The following is a 22,865-nucleotide window of genomic DNA, read 5'->3' as shown; positions in this document are numbered from 1 at the left end:
GTAACTCTTTGTTTACCAAGGAGTTTTCCGTTTCGACTGCGCCGGAAGTGGGGCGAATTATAGACTTCCAGAATCTGCCGTCAACCCCTGATTTGGCTTTTCTATCACGATGTTCAAAATCACCGCTTATATATAGACGCGGCCGCCTTGAATGCGCAGTATATTGCCCAATACACGATACAACTCTTTCGCTCCCTGCCTTGGACGATGCCACGCAATGAATGACCAGCCTCGCAGCCTTGCCTCGACCCTGTTCTCGGTGGGCCTGCTATTAATAGCAATGGCGTCGATCCAGTCCGGAGCTTCCCTGGCCAAAAGCATGTTTCCTGTTATCGGCGCTCAAGGAACGACTACCCTGCGATTGATCTTCGCCAGCCTGATCATGATCGTGCTTCTACGTCCGTGGCGAGCGAAGCTCACCACAAAATCCCTGCGTACCGTCATCGTTTACGGAATGGCGCTGGGCGGCATGAACTTCCTCTTCTATATGTCCTTGCGCACCGTTCCTCTGGGCATTGCGGTAGCGCTGGAGTTCACCGGCCCCTTGGCTGTCGCCATCTATGCCTCGCGTCGAGCGATCGACTTTTTGTGGATCGCCTTGGCCGCCGTCGGATTGCTGCTGTTGATACCGACAGGAGCAACCAGTGCCAGTCTTGATCTCCTCGGAGCGGGCTATGCGCTGGGCGCCGGTGTCTGCTGGGCGCTATATATCCTCTTCGGCCAGAAGGCCGGTGCCGATAACGGCGTGCAGACTGCTGCACTGGGGGTGATGATCGCCGCGCTGTTCGTCGCGCCTATCGGCATTGTTCATGCGGGTGCCGCGCTGTTGACGCCGTCGTTGATTCCTGTGGCCATCGGCGTTGCCATCCTTTCCACTGCCCTGCCCTATACGCTGGAGATGGTCGCCCTGACCCGAATGCCGGCCCGCACGTTCGGTACGCTGATGAGTATTGAACCTGCGTTCGGCGCATTGTCAGGCTTGCTGTTCCTTCATGAGTTCCTCTCACTGTCACAGTGGATGGCTATTCTGTGCATCATTCTGGCTTCCGTCGGCGCGACCATGACCATGGGAAGCGCCGCCAAGCCCGCCGTCGCGGCGGATTGATACAGGATTTGACGAAACTCTGGTATTTACCGCGCATTTAGGCCATGTTTAGGCCCGCAACCCAATGTCGGACATGGACTTTTCAGGATAGGGATATCAGAAACGCTTCGAACGAAAGCGAGTGCAGCCAGACCCGGGCACAAAGATCCGGGACGCTTTAAGGACAGCAATGAAACGAATTTTGATACTCATCGCCGCACTTGCAGTTGCGGGCTGCGCGGCGACTTCGGAAACCCATATCAAACGTGGCAAGAAAGGGTTGCATGTCAACTGCTCCGGACTGTCGTCATCCTGGGACAAGTGCTACACCAGCGCCGCCAATTCGTGTGCGCCGAAGGGCTACAAAGTCATCGCCAAGTCAGGGGATGGCGTGGAAGAACCAGGCGATTATCCGTTTGGCCTCAATCCTGCCGGCTATACAAGCCGCAGCATGATCGTGATCTGCAAATAGGTTGATGCCGTCGCTTCAGGTTCGTGGGCCTGCGATCTGACGGCCAATCTCATCGTAACTGGACTTCAACACCGTGCGCTGGATCTCTGGAGTGGCCAACATTCGCGCCACCACCAATGCACCGATGCATTGCGACAGAATGGCCCAGGCCAGGCTGTCGCTCTCCAGTATCTGTGCCCAACTCTCCTGAAGCCGACAAATCCATTTCTCCGCCTGCTGGCGAATCATCACGTCTGAACGGGCAATTTCCGCGCCCAGTGCCGGTAACGCACAACCGGATTCCGGATGTTCGACATGGGACATGCTCAGGTAGTGCTTCAGGCAGCGTTCGAGCCTGTCACGGTCCTGATCGGCCCCCAGGCGTTCCAGGCTTTGACCCAGCTCCTTCTCGACGATTGAAGCGAACAGTTCATCCTTCGACGAAAAATGGCTGTAGAACGCTCCGCCACTCAAGCCAATAGCTTTCATCAGGGCATCGACGCCGACCGTAGAGAAACCGGACTTCTTCGCCGACACCGCACTGCTTTCCAGCAGCTTCTCCCTGGTTTCCAGTTTATGACTGGCCGAGTAACGCATTGCCTTCCCCTCAGGATTGATCGTCTTGACGCTTACCCGATCGTAGCATAACGTTCGTTTAGTTAACGATCGTTTAGCAAAGGGAACTACCCATGAATAACAAGAAGGTCGTACTGGTAGTCGGCGCGGGTGATGCCACGGGTGGCGCTATCGCCAAACGTTTTGCGCAAGAAGGTTTCGTCGCGTGCGTTACCCGGCGCAGTGCAGAAAAACTCCAGCCGCTGGTGGACGCCATCAACGCTGTTGGCGGTGAAGCCCATGGTTTTGCCTGCGATGCACGCAAGGAAGAGGACGTGATCGCGCTGGTCGAACAGATTGAAAGCCAGATCGGTCCCATCGAGGCTTTTGTGTTCAATATCGGCGCCAACGTGCCGTGCAGCATTCTCGAAGAAACGGCGCGCAAGTATTTCAAGATCTGGGAAATGGCCTGTTTCTCAGGCTTTCTCAATGCCCGTGAAGTGGCCAAGCGCATGGCCAAGCGTCAACGGGGCACGATCCTGTTCACCGGTGCTACCGCCGGCATGCGTGGCGCGGCAGGTTTCGCGGCGTTCGCCGGCGCCAAGCATGGCGTTCGCGCGCTGGCCCAGAGCATGGCCCGCGAACTGGGGCCGATGAACATTCACGTTGCTCACGTCGTCGTCGACGGCGCCATCGATACCGATTTCATTCGCGATGCTTTTCCCGAGAAGTATGCGACCAAGGATCAGGACGGCATCCTCAACCCTGAACACATTGCCGAGAATTACTGGTACCTGCACAGTCAGCCTCGTGACGCCTGGACCTTTGAGCTGGACCTGCGCCCCTGGAACGAACGCTGGTAAGCCCTCCCCTACAACAATAATCAGAGAGCATCGACCATGAGCAAAACCCTGGAGTTCTATTTCGACCTTGGCAGCCCCGCCACCTACCTGGCTTACACCCAACTGCCGAAAATCTGCGCGCAGACCGACAGTCAGCTGAACTATATTCCGATCCTGCTGGGCGGGGTCTTCAAGGCCACAGGCAACGCCTCACCCGCGACCATTCCGGCCAAGGGCGCCTATATGTTTCAGGACCTTGATCGTTACGCCAGACGCTACGGCGTGCCGCTGAAGTTCAATCCGAACTTTCCCATCAATACACTCATGCTGATGCGCGCAGTCACAGGCATGCAACTGCGCCATCCGGAACGCTTCCAGGCTTTTATCGACTGCCTGTTCCAGGCGATTTGGGTTGAAGGGCGCAACCTCGATGACCTGGCGACCGTCGCCACCGTGCTGACGAAAAATGGTTTTGATCCGACCGAAGTGCTGGCTTTGACGGCTGACGAAGAGGTCAAAACCGCGCTCAAGAACAACACCGAGAAAGCCGTGCAACGCGGTGTGTTCGGCGCACCCAGCATGTTTGTCGATAACCAGCTGTTCTTCGGCCAGGATCGACTGGACTTCGTCCTTGAAGCCCTGGCTTAAATCTCGATGACCAACCGCCCCTGAGCCCCTCCCGAGACGAGCAACTCATGGGCAGCCTCGGCCGTTTCCAGTGTGAACGTCCGAGGATCCATCAAGGGCATCAGCTTGCCCGCCTCTATCAACCGCGCCGTTTCTCGAAGAATCTCCCCGTGATGCTCGCGCCCGACACCGGTGAGCAAGGGCAACAACGTGAACACGCCAGAGTACGTTGCCCCGCGAAACGAAAGAGGCGCCAGACTGTGCTGCCCCCAGCCAAGGCAGCTCAACACATGACCGTGATAAACCCGCGCGGCCTTGAAGGAGGCATCCAGGGTTTCGCCGCCTACCGTGTCATAGACGATATCGAAGCCCTCCCCATCCGTATGCTGCGCTACATATTCCTCAACCGAAGACTGGCGGTAATCGATAAACGTCGCACCGTAACCTTCGATGATTGCCTGATGCCTTGCAGAACCGGTCGCAAACACCTGAGCACCGAAGGCCCGGGCAATCTGTATCGCAACATGACCTACACCACCCGCCCCGCCGTGAATCAGCACCTTCTGGCCCTCCCGCACCCGCGCCCGATCCACCAGTCCTTCCCACGCAGTGATCAGCACCAGCGGCAACCCCGCCGCCTCACGCATGCTCAAATTGCCTGGCTTGCGCGCCAACAACCGGGCATCGACCGCTGCGTATTCCGCCAAAGAGCCCTGCGCACCGCCAATGCCGGTGGCCATGGCATACACCTCATCGCCCGGCTGCCATCCGGTAACACCTGCCCCCACACCTTCAACGATTCCCGCCAGATCAATGCCCACTGTCGCCGGCAACGGCTGACGCGCATGAGCCGCCAGGCCTGCACGGATTTTCCCGTCCAGCGGGTTCACCCCGCTGGCTTTGATGCGGACCAGCACCTGCCCCGCTTCGGGCACCGGCCGTTGAATGGAAGCCAAGCGTAGCGGCGCATTAGCCGAGTCGACAATCAGAGCGCGCATTTCAGTTATGTCTGTCATTTCGCATATTCCCGTCAGAGGTGGCTGTGGGATAAATCCTCCTCCATCTCACTCATGCTGATAAGACGCTATATAGCTATAGTGATCATGCCTATTTAGCATCAATGAGAAACCCTGTGGATAAACTCACTGCAATGGCGATCTTCGTCCGGGTCGTCGAACGCGGCAGCTTTTCTGCCGTTGCCCGAGAGATGCAGACCAGCCAGCCCACCATCAGCAAAGTCTTGAAAGCGCTGGAAACCGAACTGGGTGGAAAACTGATTGCCCGCAGCACCCGTCAGCTTTCCCTGACCGATGAAGGTCAGCGTTACTACAACGAATGTCGACAAATCCTCGCGGCCGTCGATGCGGCGGAACACAGCTTCCAGTCCGGCAGAGAGCGCATCGCCGGTCACCTGCGCATCGGTTCCTCGGTGAGTTTCGGGCGCTTGCAGATTGCCCCGCGCCTGGCGGAATTTCTGAAACACCATCCCGGTATCGACATTGACCTGCAACTGAGTGATCAAAACCAGGACCTGGTCCGCGAAGGGCTGGATGTCACGTTCAGAATCGGCGAACTGCACGACAGCGGCCTGATCGCCCGCCACGTCGGCACCACGTATCGAGTGACCGTCGCAGCGCCGGACTACCTCAAGCAACACGGCGAACCGCGATCACCGGAAGAACTGAGCGGGCACAACTGCCTGCAGTTCAACCTGCTGAACAGCCAGAACCTGTGGGTTTATGAGAAAGATGCCCAGCGCCACGAAGTGCGGATCAAGGGCAACGCACAAAGCAACAACTCGGAGGCTATCCGCGAGATGGTGTTGGGGGGACTGGGGATTGCGCTGTCGCCGGTGTGGTTGTTCAGCGAGGATCTGAAAACCGGGCGAGTGACGGCGATTCTGCCGGACTACGTTGCGCAGTCGCTGCCGATCCATGCCGTGTCCCCGGCGAATCGTCGCCAATCCGCCAGGGTCAAAGCCTTTGTCGACTATATGAGTCAAGCGCTGGAAGCAGCGCCTGAACTCAGGCCGATCAGATAGCGGCGGTTCGAGTGTTCAACCACTCAAGCGCTCCGCCGTCGAGCAACGGGCTCAAGCGCTCGCGCACTTCGGCGTGATACGCGTTGAACCATTGTTTTTCGTCCGCCGTCAGCAGCGACGGCTCGAGGCAACGGGTGTCGATCGGGCACAGGGTCAGGGTTTCGAATTTCAGGAACTCACCGAACTCGCTCTTGCCCGCTTCACGGTTCAACACCAGGTTCTCGATCCGCACACCCCAGCGGCCCGGACGGTAAGTGCCCGGTTCGATGGAGGTGATCATGCCCGGCTGCATCGCGGTTTGCGGTGCCGCCGCGGCTTGATAGGCAATGACTTGCGGGCCTTCGTGAACGTTGAGGAAGTAGCCCACGCCGTGCCCGGTGCCGTGACCGTAATCGACGCTTTCCGCCCAGATTGGCGCACGGGCGATGGAATCCAGCAACGGCGACAAGATACCCCGAGGGAATTGCGCACGGGACAATGCAATCACACCTTTCAACACGCGGGTGCAATCGCGCTTCTGCTCATCCGTCGGCGTACCGACCGGTACCATCCGCGTGATGTCGGTGGTGCCGCCCAGGTATTGGCCGCCGGAGTCGATCAGCAACAGACCGTCGCCTTCGATCACCGCATGCTCTTCTTCGGTGGCGTGGTAATGCGGCATCGCACCATTGGCGTTGAACGCGGCAATGGTGTTGAAACTCAGCGACACATAGTCCGGACGACGGGTACGCGCAGCGGTCAGGTGTTCGTCGATGGTCAGCTCGGTGATGCGCTCGCGGCCCCACGCCGACTCCAGCCAGGCGAAGAATTCGCACAGCGCCGCACCATCCTGTTCCATGGCCTTGCGGATGTGCTCGGCATCGGCCAGGCTTTTCTGCGATTTGGCCAGTGTCGTCGGGTTCAGGCCTTCAACCAGTTTTACACCGCTGTCCAGGTTGTCCAGCAGGCCAGCCGTGACACGCGCCGGATCGACTTGCAGGCTCGCGCCGCTCGGTACCGCGCGCAACGCGTCGGCCACTTCACTGTAGTCGCGCAGGGTTACGCCGTCCTGTTCGAGGATCGCGCGTAGCTCGGCGCTGACTTTGCCCAGCGCCACGAACAGGGTGGCCTGTTGCTGGCTGATCAGCGCAAATGAAACGAATACCGGATTGAACGACACATCGCCGCCGCGCAGGTTGAACAGCCAGGCGATGTCGTCGAGGGTGGCGATGAAATGCCAATCGGCGCCCCGCTCTTTCAACACCTCGCGCAGGTTGGCGAGTTTTTCGCCACGGCTGACCGTCGCCTGAGGCGGCAGGTGCTGATAGATCGGCTCGTTCGGCAGCGTCGGACGATCGCTCCAGACTTGGCTCAACAGATCGATGTCGGTACGCAGTCGGGCGCCGCGCTCTTCGAGTTTGCCCCCCAGCGTACGCGCCGAAGCCACGGCCATCACCGCACCGTCCACCGCGACGACACCGCCTTCAGGGGTTTGCTCGGCCAGCCAGTCCAGCGGGCCTGGTTGCCCCGGTTGCAGCTTGACCAGCTCAATGCCGCTGCCCTTGAGCTCTTTGGTCGCTTGCTCCCAATAACGGCTGTCCGCCCAGACGCCGGCGAAATCCGGCGTCACGATCAGCGTGCCGACCGAGCCGTGAAAACCCGACAACCATTGCCGCCCTTGCCAGTAACCGGGCAGATATTCAGACAGGTGCGGATCGGCCGACGGCACCAGCAGGGCATGGATACCCTCCCGGCTCATCAGCTCGCGGGTGTGCGCCAGGCGCTCGGGCACCGATCCATTGATCGAAGGCTGCGTACTCATCGTGTCTCCTGCTAATCACTTCATCATTATTGTTGAGTGCCGATCTCAGTCGGCGCGTAAAAGCGCTACTGCCAGAATGCCGGAGCACTGGTGCAGGCGGCTGTGATCAGATGTACCGCCTGGTCGATATCCTGTTCGGTGGTAAACCGGCCCAGGCTCAGGCGAATGGTGCGACTTGCCGAACGAGCGTCATGCCCCAGGGCCAGCAGCACGTGGGATGGCGTATTACTGGCGGAGTTGCAGGCCGAAGTCGCGGAAAAGGCGATCGAGGCGCTCAATGCCGCCGGGTTGAAATCGCCTTCGTTGAAGGTCAGGCTCAGGGTATGGGGAATGCGCTGGGTGGCGCTGCCGTTGAGGCGAACGCCGGGAATGGTCAGCAACGGTTCCAGCAGGCGTTCACGCAGACGCGCGATCCTGGTTTTCTCTTCATCGAACAGTTGCGCCGCCAACGCGAAGGCCTCGCCCATGGCGGCAATCTGATGAGTCGCCAACGTACCGGAGCGCAAACCGCCCTCGTGGCCGCCGCCGTGAATCTGCGCCTGTAAACGCGGCTGCGCGCGAGGACCGACATACAACGCGCCGATGCCTTTGGGGCCGTAGATCTTGTGCGCCGAAAACGACATCAGGTCCACCGGCAACCGCGTCAGGTCAATCGCCACTTTCCCTGCGCCCTGAGCGGCGTCGACATGGAACAACGCATCGCGGGCACGCACCACTTCGCCGATGGCCGCGATGTCATTGACCGTGCCCAGCTCGTTGTTGACCAGCATCAGCGACACCAGAAAGGTGTCCTCGCGCATCGCCTCGCTGACGGCTTGCGCGGTGATCAGACCTTCCTCGTCCGGCACCAGATACGTCACTGCGACGCCCGCGTCCTGCAACTGCTTCGCCGTGTCGAGAATCGCCTTGTGTTCAATCTGGCTGGTGATGACATGGCCACCGGATACGCCCCGGGCCTGGGCCACGCCCTTGAGGGCGAGGTTGTTCGATTCGGTGGCGCCGGAGGTCCAGACGATCTGATTTGCTTGTGCGCCGACCAGTTCTGCCACCTGCTGCCGCGCCTGCTCGACCGTTTGCCGGGCCTGCTGGCCGAACGCGTGGGAGCTGGACGCCGGGTTGCCGAAGTTGCCGGAAAAACCCAGACATTCGACCATGACCACGATGACCCGCTCATCCACCGGCGTGGTGGCGGCGTAGTCGAAATACAACGGACGTTTATTCATAAAAGACTCGCAGAGCTTGTTCCGGGATCAGTGCTGGGAACCAGTCAACCAGCAATACCTGATCGGATGCGTAATAGAAGTACGACTTCATTGAAAAGTGCGTAGGAACGCTCCTGAAGTCGAGCTTAACAGGCATCGGGCAACCGGATGAAGCAATGCGTCAGCTAAAGCTTTCGAGCAACAACGGATACAGCGAAACCACCAGCAGCGCGGCCATGCCCCAGTTGAACAGGCGCAACCAGCGACGGTCCTTGAGCACGTTGCGCAACAACGTGCCGCACGCCGCCCAGACACCGACGCTCGGCAGGTTGATCAGGGCGAAGACCGCTGCAATCACAAGCACATTGGTGAAATAGCCCTGCATCGGCGTGTAGGTGCTGATCGCACCGATGGCCATGATCCACGCCTTGGGATTGACCCACTGGAAAGCTGCGGCGCCGAGGTAACTGATGGGTTTGCTCTCCCCCTGCCCGCCGTCGGACACCGGCCCGGAATGCGCGATTTTCCACGCCAGGTACAACAAATACGCGGCTCCAACGTAACGCAAAACGGTATAGAACAACGGATAGGTTTGAAACACTGCGCCCAGGCCGAAACCGACGGCCACGACGAGCACGAAGAAGCCGCAGGTAATCCCAAGCATATGGGGAATGGTGCGGTTAAAGCCGAAGTTCACGCCCGATGCCAGCAACATGGTGTTGTTCGGGCCGGGAGTGATGGAGGTGACGAGGGCAAACAGGGCAAAACCCAGCAGCAGGTCGAGCGAGAGCGTCATGAGCGGCAGTCCATCAGGGTCAGTCAGGTATTGACCCTATCGCACACCCTGAAGGAAACCCATGGACAGTTGGGTGAAACTTCGAGCGGTACAGTCGCTCAGCTTGGACGGCCGTGAAGCTGAACGGCACGCTCGGCGTTCATCTCGCCTTGCTTGTCAAAACTGAAGGTCTTCTGCGGTTCGCCGAGCAATTCGGCTTTTTTCGCGTGGTATTCGTCGAAGGACAAACCGCGACGATTCAACGCCTCCAGCGCCAGTTCCCTGCTTTCTTCAGCAGTGTAGGGCCGCAATTCCGGGGAAACATGGCTGGCACATCCGGCGAGAACGGAGACCGCAAGCAGCAAGAAAGTGGTGAGTAGGGTTTTCATGATGTGGCGTCCTGGCATCTGGGTTCGGGTCAATGAACACAGGCTACCCGCGCCTCTCGATGGGCAGAAATCAACGCTTTCGATAGTGGCTATCGACTTTGCCTGATGACCTTCCGTCCAGGCCGAAGTTACCGACGAATTCTGAAGATCTGGCGCCGCGTGCTGCAAGGCGAAGCCGTGGATTTCGAAGGCAAACACTCGCAAGTGAAGAACGCCAATGCGTTATTCCGTTGTTGCCTGAACCGTACGCCAGCCTGGCCGGCCGCGGTGTCACCAACCTCACCGGCCGTTTGGCGAATCGATCGCCAATGACGTGCTGCCCGCCAAAGCCACGGCCTGAAACGATGTGGCGAGGGAGCTTGCTCCCGCTGGGCTGCGGTGCAGTCCCATAACAGGCCCGCACGTTTTTTCTCAAAGACCGCGTCAACCTGTTTACGACTGCTGCGCAGCCGAGCGGGAGCAAGCTCCCTCGCCACAAAGGCCGCCCCAAGAGGTTTGTGTTGAATTAACTGAGGAACCCCGCGTGACAGCTTGAGCCGTAACGTGACGCGCATACGACTGATCAAGATCGGCGAACTGGCGGTGAACAAGCGCCGACCGACAGAAAACGTGCAGGACGAGCGTCTGATGCACTTGTCGATTCAACCCACCAGATTGCAGTGCAACGCGTCATCGTGGCTACGTTCCAGACTGTGCAGCACCTGGAACGAGCCGAAAGTCACGGTTTTCGCCTGATGGGCGCGAATCAGCTGCCAGAAATCCTGCTCGCCGCTTTCAAAACTTTGAAACGCCGCTTCCCCCGCCTCGCGAGATTGCCATTGCAGGTAGTTGAGCACCCGCCGGCCATCGTCGCTGGCCTGGATACTGGCGCTCAGAAATCCGCTGTAGCCTTGGGCCAGACGTTCGGTCTGCTTCGATAACGCCGACACCAATGCAGGTTGCTGATGGGGTTCGATCTCGAATTCGATCAACTGGGTGAAGCTGCGATTTTTCTCTGGCGCTTGCATGAAAAGTCCCCACTGACGTGTAAGACGGATCTTGCGATCCGAAGGCCTGCAGGGTAAAACCTCGAGTTAACTAGAGGTCAAGAGGCATTTTTCAAATGATCACCTCGGAAAACCTGCATAAGGAACTTACCGTCGGCCAATTGGCCGCCCGTAGCGGCGTGGCGGTCACGGCGCTGCATTTCTATGAAGCCAGGGGGCTGATCAAAAGCAATCGCAATCAGGGCAACCAGCGGCGCTATCCACGGGAAGTGTTGCGGCGGGTGGCGTTGATCAAGGTGGCGCAGCGGTTGGGGATTCCGTTGGCAGAGATTGGTGAGGCATTGAAAACCCTGCCGGATAACCGGGCGCCGACGGCGGCGGACTGGAAGGTGTTGTCGGCGCAGTGGAGTCGGGAGCTTGATGAGCGGATCAATCAACTGACCTTGCTGCGGGACAAGCTCAACGGTTGTATCGGCTGTGGGTGTTTATCGATGGAGGCGTGTCCGTTGCGTAATTTTGGGGATGTGCTTGGGGAACAGGGACCGGGGGCGCAGCTGTTGGAATCGGGGGGTTGATCCTGAATAGCGGCGCGGCTATCGCGGGCTTGCCCGCGATGGCGATCCGAGCATTCTGTTGCTTCACTGTTGAAGGCTGAACAGTGGCGTTGTTATGCCCTGCACCGGTAGGAGCTGCCGCAGGCTGCGATCTTTTGATCTTGGTGTGGGCGCGACCGACGAAGGGTCAGGATCAAAAGATCGCAGCCTGCGGCAGCTCCTACTATCTTTGTAGGCTCGCGACAGCTTTATCCCATAACGAAATCAGGGAGACTGATCATGAGCGTCAAACCCATTCCAGAGGGTTATCACAGCATCACCCCGTATCTGGGGATCCAGAAAGCGGCGGAAGCCATCGAGTTCTACAAGAAAGCCTTCGGCGCCACTGAAGTCATGCGCCTGTCCATGCCCGATGGCGGCATCGGTCACGCCGAACTGCGCATCGGCGATTGCCCGATCATGCTCGGCACGCCCTGCGATCAGGGGCCGTTGAGCAATCCGGACACGTCACCGTCCGTGGGCTTGCACCTGTATGTGAACGATGTGGACGCGTCTTACAAACAGGCGATTGCAGCGGGCGGCACGGTGGTGTCCGAGGTCAAGGATCAGTTTTATGGCGACCGTTCGGGGACCTTGAAGGATCCTTATGGGCATCTGTGGTTTCTGGCCACGCGCAAGGAGGATCTGACCCAGGAGCAGATCGAGCAGCGGGCGAAGGAGATGTTTCAGCAGGGTTGAGCGCTTTGGTGCCTGCCCCGGCCGCATCGCGGGCCAGCTCGCTGCCACAGGGTCCTGTGTCGTAGGAAAAATGGCGAACGACACAACACCGGTGGGAGCGTGGCTCGCCCGCGATGAGGCCATCAGCCACACCACACCTCCCTCGAACACACTTCATGAACAAGCCCACCACGCTTTGCGCCTTGCCCTCCCCGCCCAACACTTTCAGGATGCAGGCAACTACAACAAGGAGACCTCCATGTTCGCCGGATTCCTCAAAGACCAGCGCCACGTCAACGGTGTCGACATTGCCTACCGCGTCGGCGGCAGCGGGCCGGGCCTGCTGTTGCTGCACGGCCACCCGCAGACTCACGTCATCTGGCACAAGGTCGCCGAACAACTGGCCGAGCACTTCACCGTAGTCGCCGCCGACCTGCGCGGTTACGGCGACAGTGCCAGACCGCCGGCCGACGATCACCACACCCCTTACTCCAAACGCGAGATGGCCAAGGATGCCGTGGCGCTGATGAACGCCATGGGCTTCGATCGGTTTTCGGTCCTGGCCCACGACCGCGGCGCCCGCGTGGCCCATCGCCTGGCGCTGGATCATCCGGACGCGGTGCAACGCATGGTGCTGCTCGACATCGCCCCCACGCTGTCGATGTACGCACAAACCAACGAAGCCTTTGCCCGCGCCTACTGGCACTGGTTCTTCCTGATCCGCCCGGCGCCGTTGCCGGAAACCCTGCTTGAAGCCGACCCCGAAGCCTATTTGCGCAGCGTGATGGGCAGTCGCAGCGCCGGACTCAAACCCTTCACCGCCGAAGCCTTTGGCGAATACCTGCGTTGCCTGAAACTGCCGGGCTCGGCGCGCGGGATCTGCGAGGATTACCGTGCCAGTGCCAGCATCGACCTGGAGCATGACCGCATCGACCTCGACGCCGGCCATCATCTGAACCTGCCGTTGCTGGTGTTGTGGGGCGCCGAAGGCACGGTCGGGCGCTGTTTCGAACCGCTCAAGGAATGGCAACTCGTCGCCACCGATGTGCGCGGCAAAGCGCTGCCCGCCGGTCATTACATCGCCGAAGAAGCGCCGGAACTGTTGCTCGCCGAAGTGCTGGGTTTCCTGCGCTGACACCCGCGTCGCGCTGCTATGCTGGCGGCTCATGCCGCCAGTGCCCGTTCTGTCATGACCACCAAGAAAGACACCGTGCCCCTTCCCGAAGACCTGCGTGTATTCCTCACCGTCGTGCGCAAAAGCGGTTTCGCCGCGGCCGCCGATGAGCTGGGCCTGTCGCCCGCCTACGTCAGCAAGCGCATCCAGATTCTCGAAACCACCCTAGGCACGCGCCTGCTGCACCGCACCAGTCGCCGCATTGCCCTGACCGAGGACGGCGAGCGCGTGCAGCGCTGGGCGTTGCGCATTCTCGATGACTTCCAGCAACTGCACGACGAACTCTCCGACGCCCACGACAGCCCTCGCGGCCGTTTGCATCTGTGCAGCAGTTTCGGTTTCGGCCGTCACCACGTGGCGCCGGCCGTGTCGTTGCTGGCCGAGCGATATCCGGACCTGGAGATTCGCCTCGACCTGTTCGACCGGGTAGTGGACATCGTCAGTGAAGGCTTCGATCTGGAGATTCGTGTCGGCGACGACATTCCCGGTCAGCACATCGGCCGGCGCCTGGTGAGCAATCGGCGGGTGGTGTGTGCGGCCCCCGATTATCTGCAGCGCCAGGGTGTACCGCAGACGTTAGGCGAACTGGAGCAGCATCATTGCCTGGTGATCAAGGAGCGGGACAACGCGTTCGGCATCTGGAACCTGGAACGCAACGGGGTGCAAGAAAGCGTGCGGGTCAGCGGACCGTTGTCGTCCAATAACGGCGAGATTGTCTTGCAGTGGGCACTGGACGGGCGCGGCGTGGTGCTGCGGTCATTGTGGGATGTGAAACCCTTGCTGGATCAAGGGCGGTTGGTGCAGTTGCTGCCCGAGTACAGTCAGAGCGCCAACGTCTGGGCGGTGTACCCGACGCGACTGGCATACTCGGGAAAGTTGCGGGCGTGCGTGGAGTTTTTACAGGCGCATTTCGAGGGGTTGTCGGTGTAGCCGAGCCAACACAATTCTAATGTGGGAGCGGGTTTGCCCGCTCCCACATTTTGATCTGCGTTTAGCTTAACCAGGGATTGGCGGCCAGGTGTTTTAATTCGAAGGCTTTGATCTGCTCGCTGCGCTGCAGGGTGCTGCCGATGGCGTCGAGGCCGAGCAACAGCGCGGTTTTACGCAGAGTGTCGATGTCGAACAGAATGACCTCGCCGTCGTGGAGGCGAATCTCCTGCGCCTGCAGATCAACACTGATCTGCGCCCCCTCAGGCTGACCGACAACCCGGCCGAGCCGCTGCAACACCGACTCATCGAGGGTAATCAACAACACGCCGTTGCGCTGACAGTTGTCATAAAAGATCCCGGCAAAACTGCTGCCGATCAGCGCGCGGATGCCCATCTGCTTCAAGCCCCAGACGGCATGTTCCCGACTCGACCCACAACCGAAGTTCGGCCCGACCACCATGAAACTCGCGCCCTGCCACGCCGGTTGATTGAGCACGAACTCGGGGTTGGGTTGACCATCCGGCAAAAACCGCAAATCAAAAAACAACCCTCGATCCAGCCCGGCGCGGTCGATGCCCTTGAGAAACTGCTTGGGCATGATTACGTCGGTGTCGATATTGGCCGCCAGCATCGGTGCAGCCTTGCCGCTGACGTGGGTGAACGGTTGCAGGCTCATGCGCGGTCTCCAAAGTGGCGGATGTCGGTCAGGCGGCCGGTAATCGCGGCAGCGGCGACCATCGCCGGGCTCATCAAATGCGTGCGGGCGCCAGCGCCCTGGCGGCCTTCGAAATTGCGGTTGGTGCTGGACGCGCAGCGGTCGCCCGGCGCCAGCACGTCGTCGTTCATGGCCAGGCACATCGAGCAGCCGGACTGACGCCACTCGAACCCGGCTTCGATGAAGATCGCCGCCAGGCCTTCGGCTTCCGCCTGATTGCGCACTTCGGTGGAGCCCGGCACGATCATCGCCCGCACATGCCCGGCGACGCGTTTGCCACGCACCACGCTGGCGGCATCGCGCAGGTCTTCGATGCGCGCATTGGTGCAGGAACCGATGAAGGCGTGGCTGATGACAATGTCGCTCAGCGCCATCCCGGCTTCCAGGCCCATGTAGTTCAGGGCGCGGCGCATGTCCTGGCGCAGGATCAGGTCGCTGACGTCTTGCGGGTCCGGCACGCGGGCGCCGATCGGTGATGCCTGGTCCGGGCTGGTGCCCCAGGTGACCATCGGCTCCAGCGCGCTGGCGTCGAGAAACACTTCACGGTCGAACTGCGCATCGGCGTCGCTGTGCAGGACGCGCCATTGTTCAACCGCCTGGTCCCACAACGCACCTTTGGGCGCACGGGGTTTGTCCTTGAGGTAAGCGAAGACTTTTTCATCTGGCGCCATGAATGCGCCACGCGCCCCGGCCTCCACCGCCATGTTGCAGATGGTCATGCGCGCCTCGACGCTCAGCGCATCGATGGTCGAACCGCAAAACTCGATGGCATAGCCGGTGGCCCCGGAAGCGCCGATCTGGCCAATCAGCGCCATGATCACGTCCTTGGACGTCAGCCCCGGTGCCAGTTCACCGTCCACCGTCACGCGCAAGCTTTTCAGCCGTTTGTAGACCAGGGTCTGGGACGCCAGCAGGTGTTCGATTTCCGAAGTGCCGATGCCGAAACCGAACGCGCCGAGGGCGCCGTACGTGGTGGTGTGGCTGTCGCCCGCGGCAATCACCATGCCCGGCAGGATGAATCCCTGCTCCGGGGCAATGACGTGTTCGATGCCCTGGCGCTTGTCGAGGATGTCGAGCAATTCGATGCCGAAGTCCCGGCAGTTTTCCGCCAGGTACGACACCTGCCGCGCCCCACCGGCGTCCGGCATGGCGGCCACGCGATTCGGTGCCGTGGGGTTGACGTGATCGACCACCGCCAGCGCGGTGCCGGCACGCCAGACTCCGCGCCTGGCCTCGCGCAGACCGCTGAATGCCTGGGGACTGGTGTATTCGTTGATGACCTGGCGATCGATGTACAGCAGGACATGGCCCTGGTCATCGAGACGACACACCGTGTGGGAATCGATGTGTTTGTCGTAAAGGGTTCTTGCTGAAGTCATGGGATTGTTCGCTCAGGCTCGCGGGTTTCAGGCGTCTGCGCCCCATCTTAGGCAGTCGCCCCGCCCCATCAATGGCCGGAGAGTGATCCCGTGAACCATGTTTCGTGTTGGATCAAGGCAGCACAGCAATCTGAAATGAATGCAACGCCCCTGTGGGTTATGCGTTTTCAGCAATAGGAAACATTTACTTTCATATCCCGCTTCGGGATTTCTGATTCTCATTCGTCTTATATAGATGCAGTCGGTTCGCGTAGGCAAAAGCCACGACCGTACTTTTCATGGACCCCACGCTGGGAAGCCCGCAGCCAAGGCCCTCTCATCACTACAAGACCTTGATCATGTCGAAGAAGTCCCGCTCAAAACTCTGGTTTCTGGTCCATAGCTGGCTGGCACTGCCCATCTGGTTTTTTGTGCTGATCGTCTGTGTGACCGGCACGCTGGCGGTGATCAGCCAGGAAATCGTCTGGCTGGCCAACCCGCAGATGCGCGCCAGCCAACCCGAAGGTGATGCGCCGCTGCTGAGCTATGACCAGATCATCGCGGCGATCAAACAGGCCGAGCCGCAGATCCTGGTCGAAAGCATCAGCCGACCCGACGAATCGCATTTCGCCCTGGACGTGGAAGTCACCTACCCCGACGGCCGTTCGGTGGTGGTTTACGTCAACCCGTACAGCGGCGTGATCCAGGGCACCGCCCCGCAATTCAACTTCAGGGCGTTCACCCGCGCCTTGCATGGCTGGTGGCTGGTGCCCTTCACCAATGGCTACAGCTGGGGCTGGTACCTGGTGTCGTTTCTCAGCCTGCCGCTGCTGGCTTCGCTGATTACCGGGCTGGTGGTCTACAAGCGCTTCTGGAAAGGTTTTCTGCGACCGACCCTGCGCATTCGGCACGGCGCGCGGATTTTCTGGGGCGACTTTCACCGCCTCAGCGGTATCTGGTCGATCTGGTTCATTGCGGTGATTTCCGTGACCAGCACCTGGTTCCTGATCGAAGCGTTCATGTTCGATAACCAGATCACCATTTCCACCGCCCCGGTGGCGCCCGTGGTTCCGCGGGAAAGCGTGCCCCTCACCGCCGATGGTTCGCCAGCACCGATGATCAGCCTGGAAACCGCGATTCGCGAAGCGAAGGAACGCATTCCCGGCCTTGAAGACAGCTTCGTCAGCCTGCCCGCCAATGCCTACAGTTACCTCTCGGTGGGCGGCCGCAGCTGGTATCCGCTGATGTTCCAGACCGCCGAGATCAACCCGTACACCGGCGACGTGGCCGTCACCCGCCTGCTCTCGGACCGCTCGGGGCTGGAGCTGGTGACCGAATCGATGCGTCCGTTGCACACCGGTGATTTCGGCGGGATCTGGATCAAGCTGATCTGGTTCTTCTTCGGCCTGCTCCTGAGCATGATGGTGCTCAGCGGCCTGCTGATCTGGACCAAGCGCACTGCCCTGGCCACCGTTAATGCCCTCAAGCGCAGCAACAGACGTCCTCGCGCTGCCGAGGCCGCTCAAGTGACGAGCCGCGACACCACGGAGGTCAGCCAATGAGCCTGTTCACCGCCGAAAAACCGGGGTCGAAACTGAGTCGCTTCTGGCACAAATGGCGCTTCCACATCAACGTTCTGCTGTTGCTGGTGCCACTGGGCTTCATGCCTAAATACTTCGCCGATGCCGCGCTGTTTCGCGGGGACACGGGCCTGGGTGAGCGGGAAATCGGGGAAGTTCAGGTCGGGCCCTGGAGCCTGCGCCTGGCGGAATTGCGCAACGAAGCACCGCGCCTCGATGGCCCGGCCGGGCACATGAAGAGCTTCAATGCGGCGTTGTGCGACAGCTGCCGCGAGCAGGTCAAGGCGACGTACCTGCGCATTGGCAAACCCCGCAGCCTGCGCGCCGCCGGGGTGATTTTCTTTGGCACGCCTTACCGCATGGGCGCCATGTTGCCGATTCCGGAAAAGACCAAGGCCGACGCCGAGCTGTGGATCACCATGGAAGGCTGGGACGGCGCGATGCATCAAGCGTCCATTCCGCTGAGCCAGGCATCCCCCGCCACCCTTGAGTGGCTGAACAAACAAGGAGGCAAACCATGAGCAACACCTTTCGCCCTCTCCACGCTGTTTTGCTGATGCTGTGCGCCGGTTTCAGCACCAGCGCCCTGGCCCACAACCCGATGTGCGAGTGCAAGGCCATCGACGCCGAGCAGATCCAGTGCACCGGCGGTTTCTCCGACGGCAGCGGCGCACCGGGGGTGACCCTCGATGTGATCGGCTACGACGAAACCATTCTGGTGCCGGGCAAGCTCGGTGCCGATTCCACAGTGACCTTCAAAAAGCCCAGCGCCGAGTTTTATGTGCTGTTCGACGCCGGCCCCGGCCACGTCGTCGAGATCGACCAAGCGGACATCGAGGCCCCATGAGTACGCCTACTACGCACGTCGTCCGCCCGGCCGGTGCCGGCCATGAAACCCTCTATGTGCTGCTGTTGTGCCTGATGATCCTGGCGGTCGCCGGCTCGGTGGTCGCCTGGCGCCATGAGTCCCAGGAAACCAGCAACGTCAGCAGCCATCAACTGGATGCCCGCCGCGACCTGAGCGCTTCCGAGCAAGGCATCTACGCCGATTTGCGGGTGACGCTGGACGAGATTCACCTGCTGCGCCAGGAACAGCAAACCCTGCCGACACCCGAAGCGCTTGCCGACGAGGGTTTTGCGCCGTTTGCCCAGGACGCCAGTTCCGTCAGCCGTGGCGCTCATGCCTGGCAATTGCTCGACGCCAAGGCGTATTTCGGTCAGAGCCAGGCGCCCGCCGTGGCCGGTTCGTTTCTGATGCGCCTGACCGCTGACGATGAGGCGCCAGACATCTGGCTCAATCGTGCCGCCGACCTCAAGGCCCCGACCGACCTCACCGACGCCGCGCTGGAAAGCGCTGGCTGGCGGCAGATCGTCGCGCAATTCGATGCCGGCGTGACCCGCCAGCACCGGCACTGAACCCTCGCCTTCACCCGAGAGAAGACCGCTTTCCCATGCCTATTTCATCTCAACGCTCTTTTTGGCGACCGCTGCTGGTCGGCCTGCTCGCCTGCCTGCTGATGCCCGTGGCCAACGCCGACGAAGCCAAGCGCCTGCGCATCGGCATCACCCTGCACCCTTATTACAGCTACGTGGCCAACATCGTCGGCGACAAGGCCGAGGTGGTGCCGCTGATTCCAGCCGGTTTCAACCCCCATGCCTACGAACCCCGCGCCGAAGACATCAAGCGCATCAGCGGGCTGGACGTGGTCGTGCTCAACGGCGTCGGTCATGACGACTTCGCCGACCGCATGATCGCTGCCAGCGAAACGCCGAACGTGCCAGTGATCGAAGCCAACGAAAATGTGCCGCTGCTGGCCGCCACCGGTGTCGCCGCTCGCGGTGCCGGCAAGGTCGTGAACCCGCACACCTTCCTCTCGATCAGCGCGTCCATCGCCCAGGTCAACAACATCGCCCGCGAGCTGGGCAAGCTCGACCCGGACAACGCCAAGACCTACACCCAGAATGCCCGCGCCTACGGCAAACGCCTGCGGCAGATGCGCGCCGACGCCCTGGCGAAACTGACCCAGGCGCCGAACGCCGAGTTGCGGGTGGCCACGGTTCACGCGGCTTACGACTACCTGCTGCGCGAATTCGGCCTGGAAGTGACCGCGGTGGTCGAGCCCGCGCACGGCATCGAACCGAGCCCGAGCCAGTTGAAAAAGACCATTGATCAACTGCGCGAACTGGACGTGAAAGTGATCTTCTCGGAGATGGATTTCCCGTCCACCTACGTCGAGACCATCCAGCGTGAATCCGGGGTGAAGCTGTACCCGCTGTCGCACATTTCCTACGGTGAATACACCGCCGACAAGTATGAAAAGGAAATGACCGGCAACCTCAACACCGTGGTCCGGGCGATTCAGGAGTCTGGCGCATGACGGCTAAAGAAACGCTCAGCGAATCCCCTGTGGGAGCGAGCCTGCTCGCGAAAGCGTCAGGTCAGTCCGCACATTCGTTAAATGACACACCGCTTTCGCTGGCAAGCCAGCTCCCACAGGTTTCGGGACCAACCCTCGACTTTGCGGAAGTCAGCCTGACGCTGGGCCGCACGACGATCCTCGACAAGGTGACCTTCCAGGTCCAGCCCGGCAGCGTGCATGCGCTGGTCGGCCCCAACGGTGGCGGCAAGAGTTCGTTGATCAAGACCCTGCTCGGGCAAATGCCGCATCAGGGCCGCCTGAGCCTGCAGTGGCCGGGCGATCCCGGCACCATCGGCTACGTGCCGCAGGCGCTGGAATTCGATCGCGGGCTGCCGATGACCGTCGACGATTTCATGGCCGCCATGTGTCAGCGGCGCCCGGCGTTTCTCGGGTTGAGCAAGCATTACGCGACGGCGATCGGTGAGGCGTTGGAGCGGGTCGGCATGCAGGACAAACGCAAGCGGCGCATGGGCGCCTTGTCCGGTGGCGAGCGTCAGCGCGTGTTGCTGGCGCAGGGGCTGATCCCGGCACCGCAGTTGCTGGTGCTCGATGAACCGATGTCGGCCCTTGATGAGGCGGGCATTCAGGTGTTTGAACGGTTACTCGGCGACTGGCGCAAGAGCGGGATTACCGTGCTGTGGATCGAGCACGATCTGGAAGCAGTCGGGCGTCTGGCGGATCGCGTCACCGGGCTCAATCGCCGGGTCTTGTTTGATTCCACACCGAAGCAGGCACTGACCCCTGAAACATTGTTGACGCTGTTTTCAACCCATCCACGGAGCGCTGCCTGATGAGTTACGAAGCCTTTCGTTTGATGGTCCAGGGCTGGGCGTCTTCGGGTTATCTGCCTGAAGCGCTGGCCTACGGATTCGTGGTCAACGCCCTGCTCGCCGGTTTGCTGATCGGCCCGGTGCTTGGTGGTTTGGGTACGCTGGTGGTGGTCAAGCGCTTCGCGTTTTTTTCTGAAGCGGTGGGTCACGCCGCACTGACCGGTGTCGCCATCGGCATTCTGCTCGGCGAGCCCTACACCGGGCCTTATGGCAGCCTGTTCGGTTACTGCCTGTTGTTCGGCATTTTGCTCAACTACCTGCGCAACCGTACGGGTCTGGCGCCGGATACCTTGATCGGCGTGTTCCTGTCGGTGTCGTTGGCGCTGGGTGCGAGTCTGCTGCTGATCCTGGCGGGCAAGATCAATGTGCACATTCTGGAAAACGTCTTGTTCGGCTCGGTGCTGACGGTCAACGGCAATGATTTGCTGGTGTTGGCCATCGTCGGTTCGCTGGTCATGGCACTGGCGTTGCCGCTGTACAACCGCATCATGCTCGCCAGTTTCAACCCGCAACTGGCGGCGGTGCGCGGCGTGGCGGTGAAGACCCTGGATTACCTGTTCGTGATTCTGGTGACGCTGATCACCGTGGCGGCGGTGAAAGTCATCGGTGCGATTCTGGTCGGTGCCCTGTTGGTGATTCCAGCAGCGGCGGCGCGGTTGCTCAGCCAGTCGCTGAAGGGGTTCTTTTGGTGCTCGGTCGTGATCGCTACGGTCAGTACGTTGTGCGGGATTCTTGCGCCGATTGTCTTCGACCTGCCTATCCCGTCCGGCGCCGCGATCATTCTGGTAGCCGGTATCGCCTTCGCCCTCGCCGCCATTGCGCGCGGTGTTGTCCCCAGTCTGAAAGGGAACCTTGGATAAATGTCATTTTCTCTGCGTCAACTGACCCTGGCCGTCGCCCTCTGCGGGCTGGTTAACACTTCGTTTGCGGCAGACAGCGCCAGGCCGCTGCATGTGCTGGCGTCCTTGCCGATCACTTACGGACTGGGCGAAGTGCTGCTCAAGGGCACCAACGTCAAGCTTGAACGTGCGGCGCCGGCGAACCTGCCCGGCAGCCGTCAGACCGCTTATTTCACCGGGCGTGGCGCGCCGGCGCTAGCGAAACTGGCGACGGACGCCGATGCAGTGATTGGTCTGCGTTCGTTGTGGGCGGATGACCCGCTGTACCCGATCTCACGGCGCAGCAACATTCGTATCGTCGAAGTCGATGCCGCACGCCCGGTGGACGGCGCCCTCCCCGGCATCGCCGTGCAGCCGGGCAACAAGGTCGATGGCTTGAACAGTCAGCCGTGGTTTTCCAGCAACAATATGGGACGCATGGCGGATGTGATGGCGGCGGATCTGGTGCGCCTGGCGCCGGAGGCCAAGCCGAAAATCGAGGAGAACCTGGCGGCGCTCAAGCAACGCTTGCTCAAGTTCAGTGCCGACAGCGAAGCCCGGCTGGCCAGTGCCGACAACCTGAGTGTGATGTCCCTGAGCGATCATTTTGGCTATCTGATTGGTGGGCTCAACCTGGAGTTGATTGGGCTCGATGCGCGGCCGGATGCTGAGTGGACGCCCGAAGCGCTGAAGCAATTGGGCGAGACACTGAAGGACAATGAGGTGGCGGTGGTGCTGCATCATCGGCAGCCTTCGGAGGCGGTGAAAGCGGTGATTGATGAGGCCGGCAGCCGGTTGTTGGTGTTGAGTGTGGATGCGGCGGATCCGGTGGGTGAGCTGGAGGGGAATGTGGATTTGGTGATCAGGGCGTTGAGTGGGGTGTAGCCGGCGGTTTGCTAAGGCTCGCCATGCCCTCCTCCCGGTCCTGCCTGTCATTTGAAGCGTATGCGTTCCCC

26 protein-coding genes and 2 pseudogenes are annotated in these 22,865 nt (G+C 60.8%); 19 read left to right on the top strand and 9 right to left on the bottom strand.

Annotation, left to right across the window (positions count from 1 at the left end):
* Nucleotides 1–217: 217 nt before the first annotated feature.
* Both rhtA and ACM6IQ_RS16075 read left to right on the top strand, forming a co-directional pair.
* Nucleotides 218–1,105: a threonine/homoserine exporter RhtA gene (rhtA, locus tag ACM6IQ_RS16080; RefSeq protein WP_017339935.1), complete on the top strand. Its 888-nt coding sequence runs from the start codon at nt 218–220 to the stop codon at nt 1,103–1,105.
* Between the two features lie 169 nt (nt 1,106–1,274).
* Nucleotides 1,275–1,556, top strand: coding sequence for a hypothetical protein (locus ACM6IQ_RS16075; protein WP_414879304.1), 282 nt, complete (start codon nt 1,275–1,277; stop codon nt 1,554–1,556).
* A gap of 15 nt (nt 1,557–1,571) precedes the next feature.
* Here ACM6IQ_RS16075 and ACM6IQ_RS16070 read toward each other — a convergent pair whose 3' ends face one another.
* The gene (locus ACM6IQ_RS16070; RefSeq protein WP_017339937.1) at nt 1,572–2,132 is read right to left on the bottom strand and encodes a TetR/AcrR family transcriptional regulator; all 561 of its coding nucleotides are present in this window, start codon (nt 2,130–2,132) and stop codon (nt 1,572–1,574) included.
* A gap of 92 nt (nt 2,133–2,224) precedes the next feature.
* On the opposite strand from ACM6IQ_RS16070, the gene ACM6IQ_RS16065 reads away from it, so the two are divergent.
* Entirely contained in the window at nt 2,225–2,953 is a 729-nt protein-coding gene (locus ACM6IQ_RS16065) for an SDR family oxidoreductase (protein ID WP_414879303.1), read from the top strand.
* 36 nt (nt 2,954–2,989) lie between these two features.
* Nucleotides 2,990–3,580, top strand: coding sequence for a 2-hydroxychromene-2-carboxylate isomerase (locus tag ACM6IQ_RS16060; protein WP_414879302.1), 591 nt, complete (start codon nt 2,990–2,992; stop codon nt 3,578–3,580).
* Here ACM6IQ_RS16060 and ACM6IQ_RS16055 read toward each other — a convergent pair.
* Entirely contained in the window at nt 3,577–4,575 is a 999-nt protein-coding gene (locus tag ACM6IQ_RS16055) for a zinc-dependent alcohol dehydrogenase family protein (protein ID WP_414879301.1), read from the bottom strand. The two genes, ACM6IQ_RS16060 and ACM6IQ_RS16055, sit on opposite strands and share 4 nt — an antisense overlap.
* 104 nt (nt 4,576–4,679) lie before the next feature.
* Between ACM6IQ_RS16055 and ACM6IQ_RS16050 the strand changes: the two genes are divergently transcribed.
* On the top strand, nt 4,680–5,600 hold the full coding sequence (locus ACM6IQ_RS16050; protein WP_414879300.1) for a LysR family transcriptional regulator: 921 nt from the start codon (nt 4,680–4,682) through the stop codon (nt 5,598–5,600).
* Here ACM6IQ_RS16050 and ACM6IQ_RS16045 read toward each other — a convergent pair.
* The 4 genes from ACM6IQ_RS16045 to ACM6IQ_RS16030 all read right to left on the bottom strand — a co-directional run bounded on the left by ACM6IQ_RS16045 (nt 5,593) and on the right by ACM6IQ_RS16030 (nt 9,767).
* Nucleotides 5,593–7,401: an aminopeptidase P family protein gene (locus tag ACM6IQ_RS16045; protein ID WP_414879299.1), complete on the bottom strand. Its 1,809-nt coding sequence runs from the start codon at nt 7,399–7,401 to the stop codon at nt 5,593–5,595. The two genes, ACM6IQ_RS16050 and ACM6IQ_RS16045, sit on opposite strands and share 8 nt — an antisense overlap.
* A 65-nt stretch (nt 7,402–7,466) precedes the next feature.
* A complete protein-coding gene (locus ACM6IQ_RS16040; protein ID WP_414879298.1) occupies nt 7,467–8,624 on the bottom strand; it encodes a cysteine desulfurase family protein in 1,158 nt (385 codons plus the stop codon).
* 160 nt (nt 8,625–8,784) lie between these two features.
* Complete coding sequence (locus tag ACM6IQ_RS16035) at nt 8,785–9,399, bottom strand: LysE family translocator (RefSeq protein WP_414879297.1); 615 nt, start codon at nt 9,397–9,399, stop codon at nt 8,785–8,787.
* A 98-nt stretch (nt 9,400–9,497) separates the two neighbouring features.
* The gene (locus tag ACM6IQ_RS16030) at nt 9,498–9,767 is read right to left on the bottom strand and encodes a hypothetical protein (protein WP_414879296.1); all 270 of its coding nucleotides are present in this window, start codon (nt 9,765–9,767) and stop codon (nt 9,498–9,500) included.
* Nucleotides 9,768–9,982: 215 nt separating this feature from the next.
* Between ACM6IQ_RS16030 and ACM6IQ_RS16025 the strand changes: the two are divergent.
* A pseudogene (locus ACM6IQ_RS16025) lies at nt 9,983–10,107 on the top strand (alkanesulfonate monooxygenase); the annotation flags it as partial.
* Nucleotides 10,108–10,298: 191 nt separating this feature from the next.
* Nucleotides 10,299–10,409 (top strand): annotated as a pseudogene (locus tag ACM6IQ_RS16020) (sigma-54-dependent Fis family transcriptional regulator); the annotation flags it as partial.
* Here the strand turns inward: ACM6IQ_RS16020 and ACM6IQ_RS16015 are convergent.
* Nucleotides 10,409–10,774 (bottom strand): antibiotic biosynthesis monooxygenase, encoded by a 366-nt coding sequence (locus tag ACM6IQ_RS16015; protein WP_017339947.1) that lies wholly within the window; start codon nt 10,772–10,774, stop codon nt 10,409–10,411. The pseudogene ACM6IQ_RS16020 and the gene ACM6IQ_RS16015 sit on opposite strands and share 1 nt — an antisense overlap.
* Before the next feature lie 95 nt (nt 10,775–10,869).
* Here ACM6IQ_RS16015 and soxR point away from each other — a divergent pair, with 95 nt between their 5' ends.
* From soxR to ACM6IQ_RS15995, 4 genes are all read left to right on the top strand, one after another.
* Nucleotides 10,870–11,328 (top strand): redox-sensitive transcriptional activator SoxR, encoded by a 459-nt coding sequence (soxR, locus tag ACM6IQ_RS16010; protein WP_414879295.1) that lies wholly within the window; start codon nt 10,870–10,872, stop codon nt 11,326–11,328.
* Nucleotides 11,329–11,586: 258 nt separating this feature from the next.
* A complete protein-coding gene (locus tag ACM6IQ_RS16005) occupies nt 11,587–12,045 on the top strand; it encodes a VOC family protein (RefSeq protein ID WP_414879294.1) in 459 nt (152 codons plus the stop codon).
* 238 nt (nt 12,046–12,283) lie between these two features.
* Nucleotides 12,284–13,159 carry an alpha/beta fold hydrolase gene (locus ACM6IQ_RS16000; RefSeq protein ID WP_414879293.1) on the top strand — a complete coding sequence of 292 codons (876 nt, stop codon included), beginning with the start codon at nt 12,284–12,286 and terminating at the stop codon, nt 13,157–13,159.
* Nucleotides 13,160–13,177: 18 nt separating this feature from the next.
* Nucleotides 13,178–14,128 (top strand): LysR substrate-binding domain-containing protein, encoded by a 951-nt coding sequence (locus ACM6IQ_RS15995; protein ID WP_017339951.1) that lies wholly within the window; start codon nt 13,178–13,180, stop codon nt 14,126–14,128.
* A 61-nt stretch (nt 14,129–14,189) separates the two neighbouring features.
* Here the strand turns inward: ACM6IQ_RS15995 and leuD are convergent, their stop codons facing one another.
* On the bottom strand, nt 14,190–14,804 hold the full coding sequence (gene leuD, locus ACM6IQ_RS15990) for a 3-isopropylmalate dehydratase small subunit (protein WP_414879292.1): 615 nt from the start codon (nt 14,802–14,804) through the stop codon (nt 14,190–14,192).
* On the bottom strand, nt 14,801–16,222 hold the full coding sequence (leuC, locus tag ACM6IQ_RS15985; protein ID WP_414879291.1) for a 3-isopropylmalate dehydratase large subunit: 1,422 nt from the start codon (nt 16,220–16,222) through the stop codon (nt 14,801–14,803). Before leuC ends, leuD begins: the two co-directional genes overlap by 4 nt.
* A 338-nt stretch (nt 16,223–16,560) precedes the next feature.
* On the opposite strand from leuC, the gene ACM6IQ_RS15980 reads away from it, so the two are divergent.
* Genes ACM6IQ_RS15980 through ACM6IQ_RS15945 form a run of 8 tightly spaced genes read left to right on the top strand, consistent with a single transcriptional unit; the run spans nt 16,561 to nt 22,794 of the window.
* On the top strand, nt 16,561–17,763 hold the full coding sequence (locus ACM6IQ_RS15980) for a PepSY-associated TM helix domain-containing protein (RefSeq protein WP_414879290.1): 1,203 nt from the start codon (nt 16,561–16,563) through the stop codon (nt 17,761–17,763).
* The gene (locus tag ACM6IQ_RS15975) at nt 17,760–18,302 is read left to right on the top strand and encodes a thiamine pyrophosphate-binding protein (protein ID WP_414879289.1); all 543 of its coding nucleotides are present in this window, start codon (nt 17,760–17,762) and stop codon (nt 18,300–18,302) included. The genes ACM6IQ_RS15980 and ACM6IQ_RS15975 overlap by 4 nt, the downstream gene beginning before the upstream one ends.
* Nucleotides 18,299–18,628: a hypothetical protein gene (locus ACM6IQ_RS15970; protein ID WP_414879288.1), complete on the top strand. Its 330-nt coding sequence runs from the start codon at nt 18,299–18,301 to the stop codon at nt 18,626–18,628. The genes ACM6IQ_RS15975 and ACM6IQ_RS15970 overlap by 4 nt, the downstream gene beginning before the upstream one ends.
* Nucleotides 18,625–19,197, top strand: a complete 573-nt coding sequence (locus ACM6IQ_RS15965) for a DUF6162 family protein (RefSeq protein WP_414879287.1) — start codon at nt 18,625–18,627, stop codon at nt 19,195–19,197. The genes ACM6IQ_RS15970 and ACM6IQ_RS15965 overlap by 4 nt, the downstream gene beginning before the upstream one ends.
* 35 nt (nt 19,198–19,232) lie before the next feature.
* Nucleotides 19,233–20,159, top strand: a complete 927-nt coding sequence (locus ACM6IQ_RS15960) for a metal ABC transporter substrate-binding protein (RefSeq protein WP_414879286.1) — start codon at nt 19,233–19,235, stop codon at nt 20,157–20,159.
* Nucleotides 20,156–20,992: a metal ABC transporter ATP-binding protein gene (locus tag ACM6IQ_RS15955; protein WP_017339959.1), complete on the top strand. Its 837-nt coding sequence runs from the start codon at nt 20,156–20,158 to the stop codon at nt 20,990–20,992. The genes ACM6IQ_RS15960 and ACM6IQ_RS15955 overlap by 4 nt, the downstream gene beginning before the upstream one ends.
* Nucleotides 20,992–21,891: a metal ABC transporter permease gene (locus ACM6IQ_RS15950; RefSeq protein ID WP_017339960.1), complete on the top strand. Its 900-nt coding sequence runs from the start codon at nt 20,992–20,994 to the stop codon at nt 21,889–21,891. Before ACM6IQ_RS15955 ends, ACM6IQ_RS15950 begins: the two co-directional genes overlap by 1 nt.
* On the top strand, nt 21,892–22,794 hold the full coding sequence (locus tag ACM6IQ_RS15945) for a metal ABC transporter substrate-binding protein (protein ID WP_414879285.1): 903 nt from the start codon (nt 21,892–21,894) through the stop codon (nt 22,792–22,794).
* The last annotated feature ends 71 nt before the right edge of the window (nt 22,795–22,865 follow it).

It is taken from the genome of Pseudomonas sp. IT-P100, assembly GCF_949767185.1.
Taxonomy (GTDB): domain Bacteria; phylum Pseudomonadota; class Gammaproteobacteria; order Pseudomonadales; family Pseudomonadaceae; genus Aquipseudomonas; species Aquipseudomonas fluorescens_B.
Note: the sequence above shows the minus strand (reverse complement) of the source record. Positions and strands in the feature narration are given on the sequence as shown.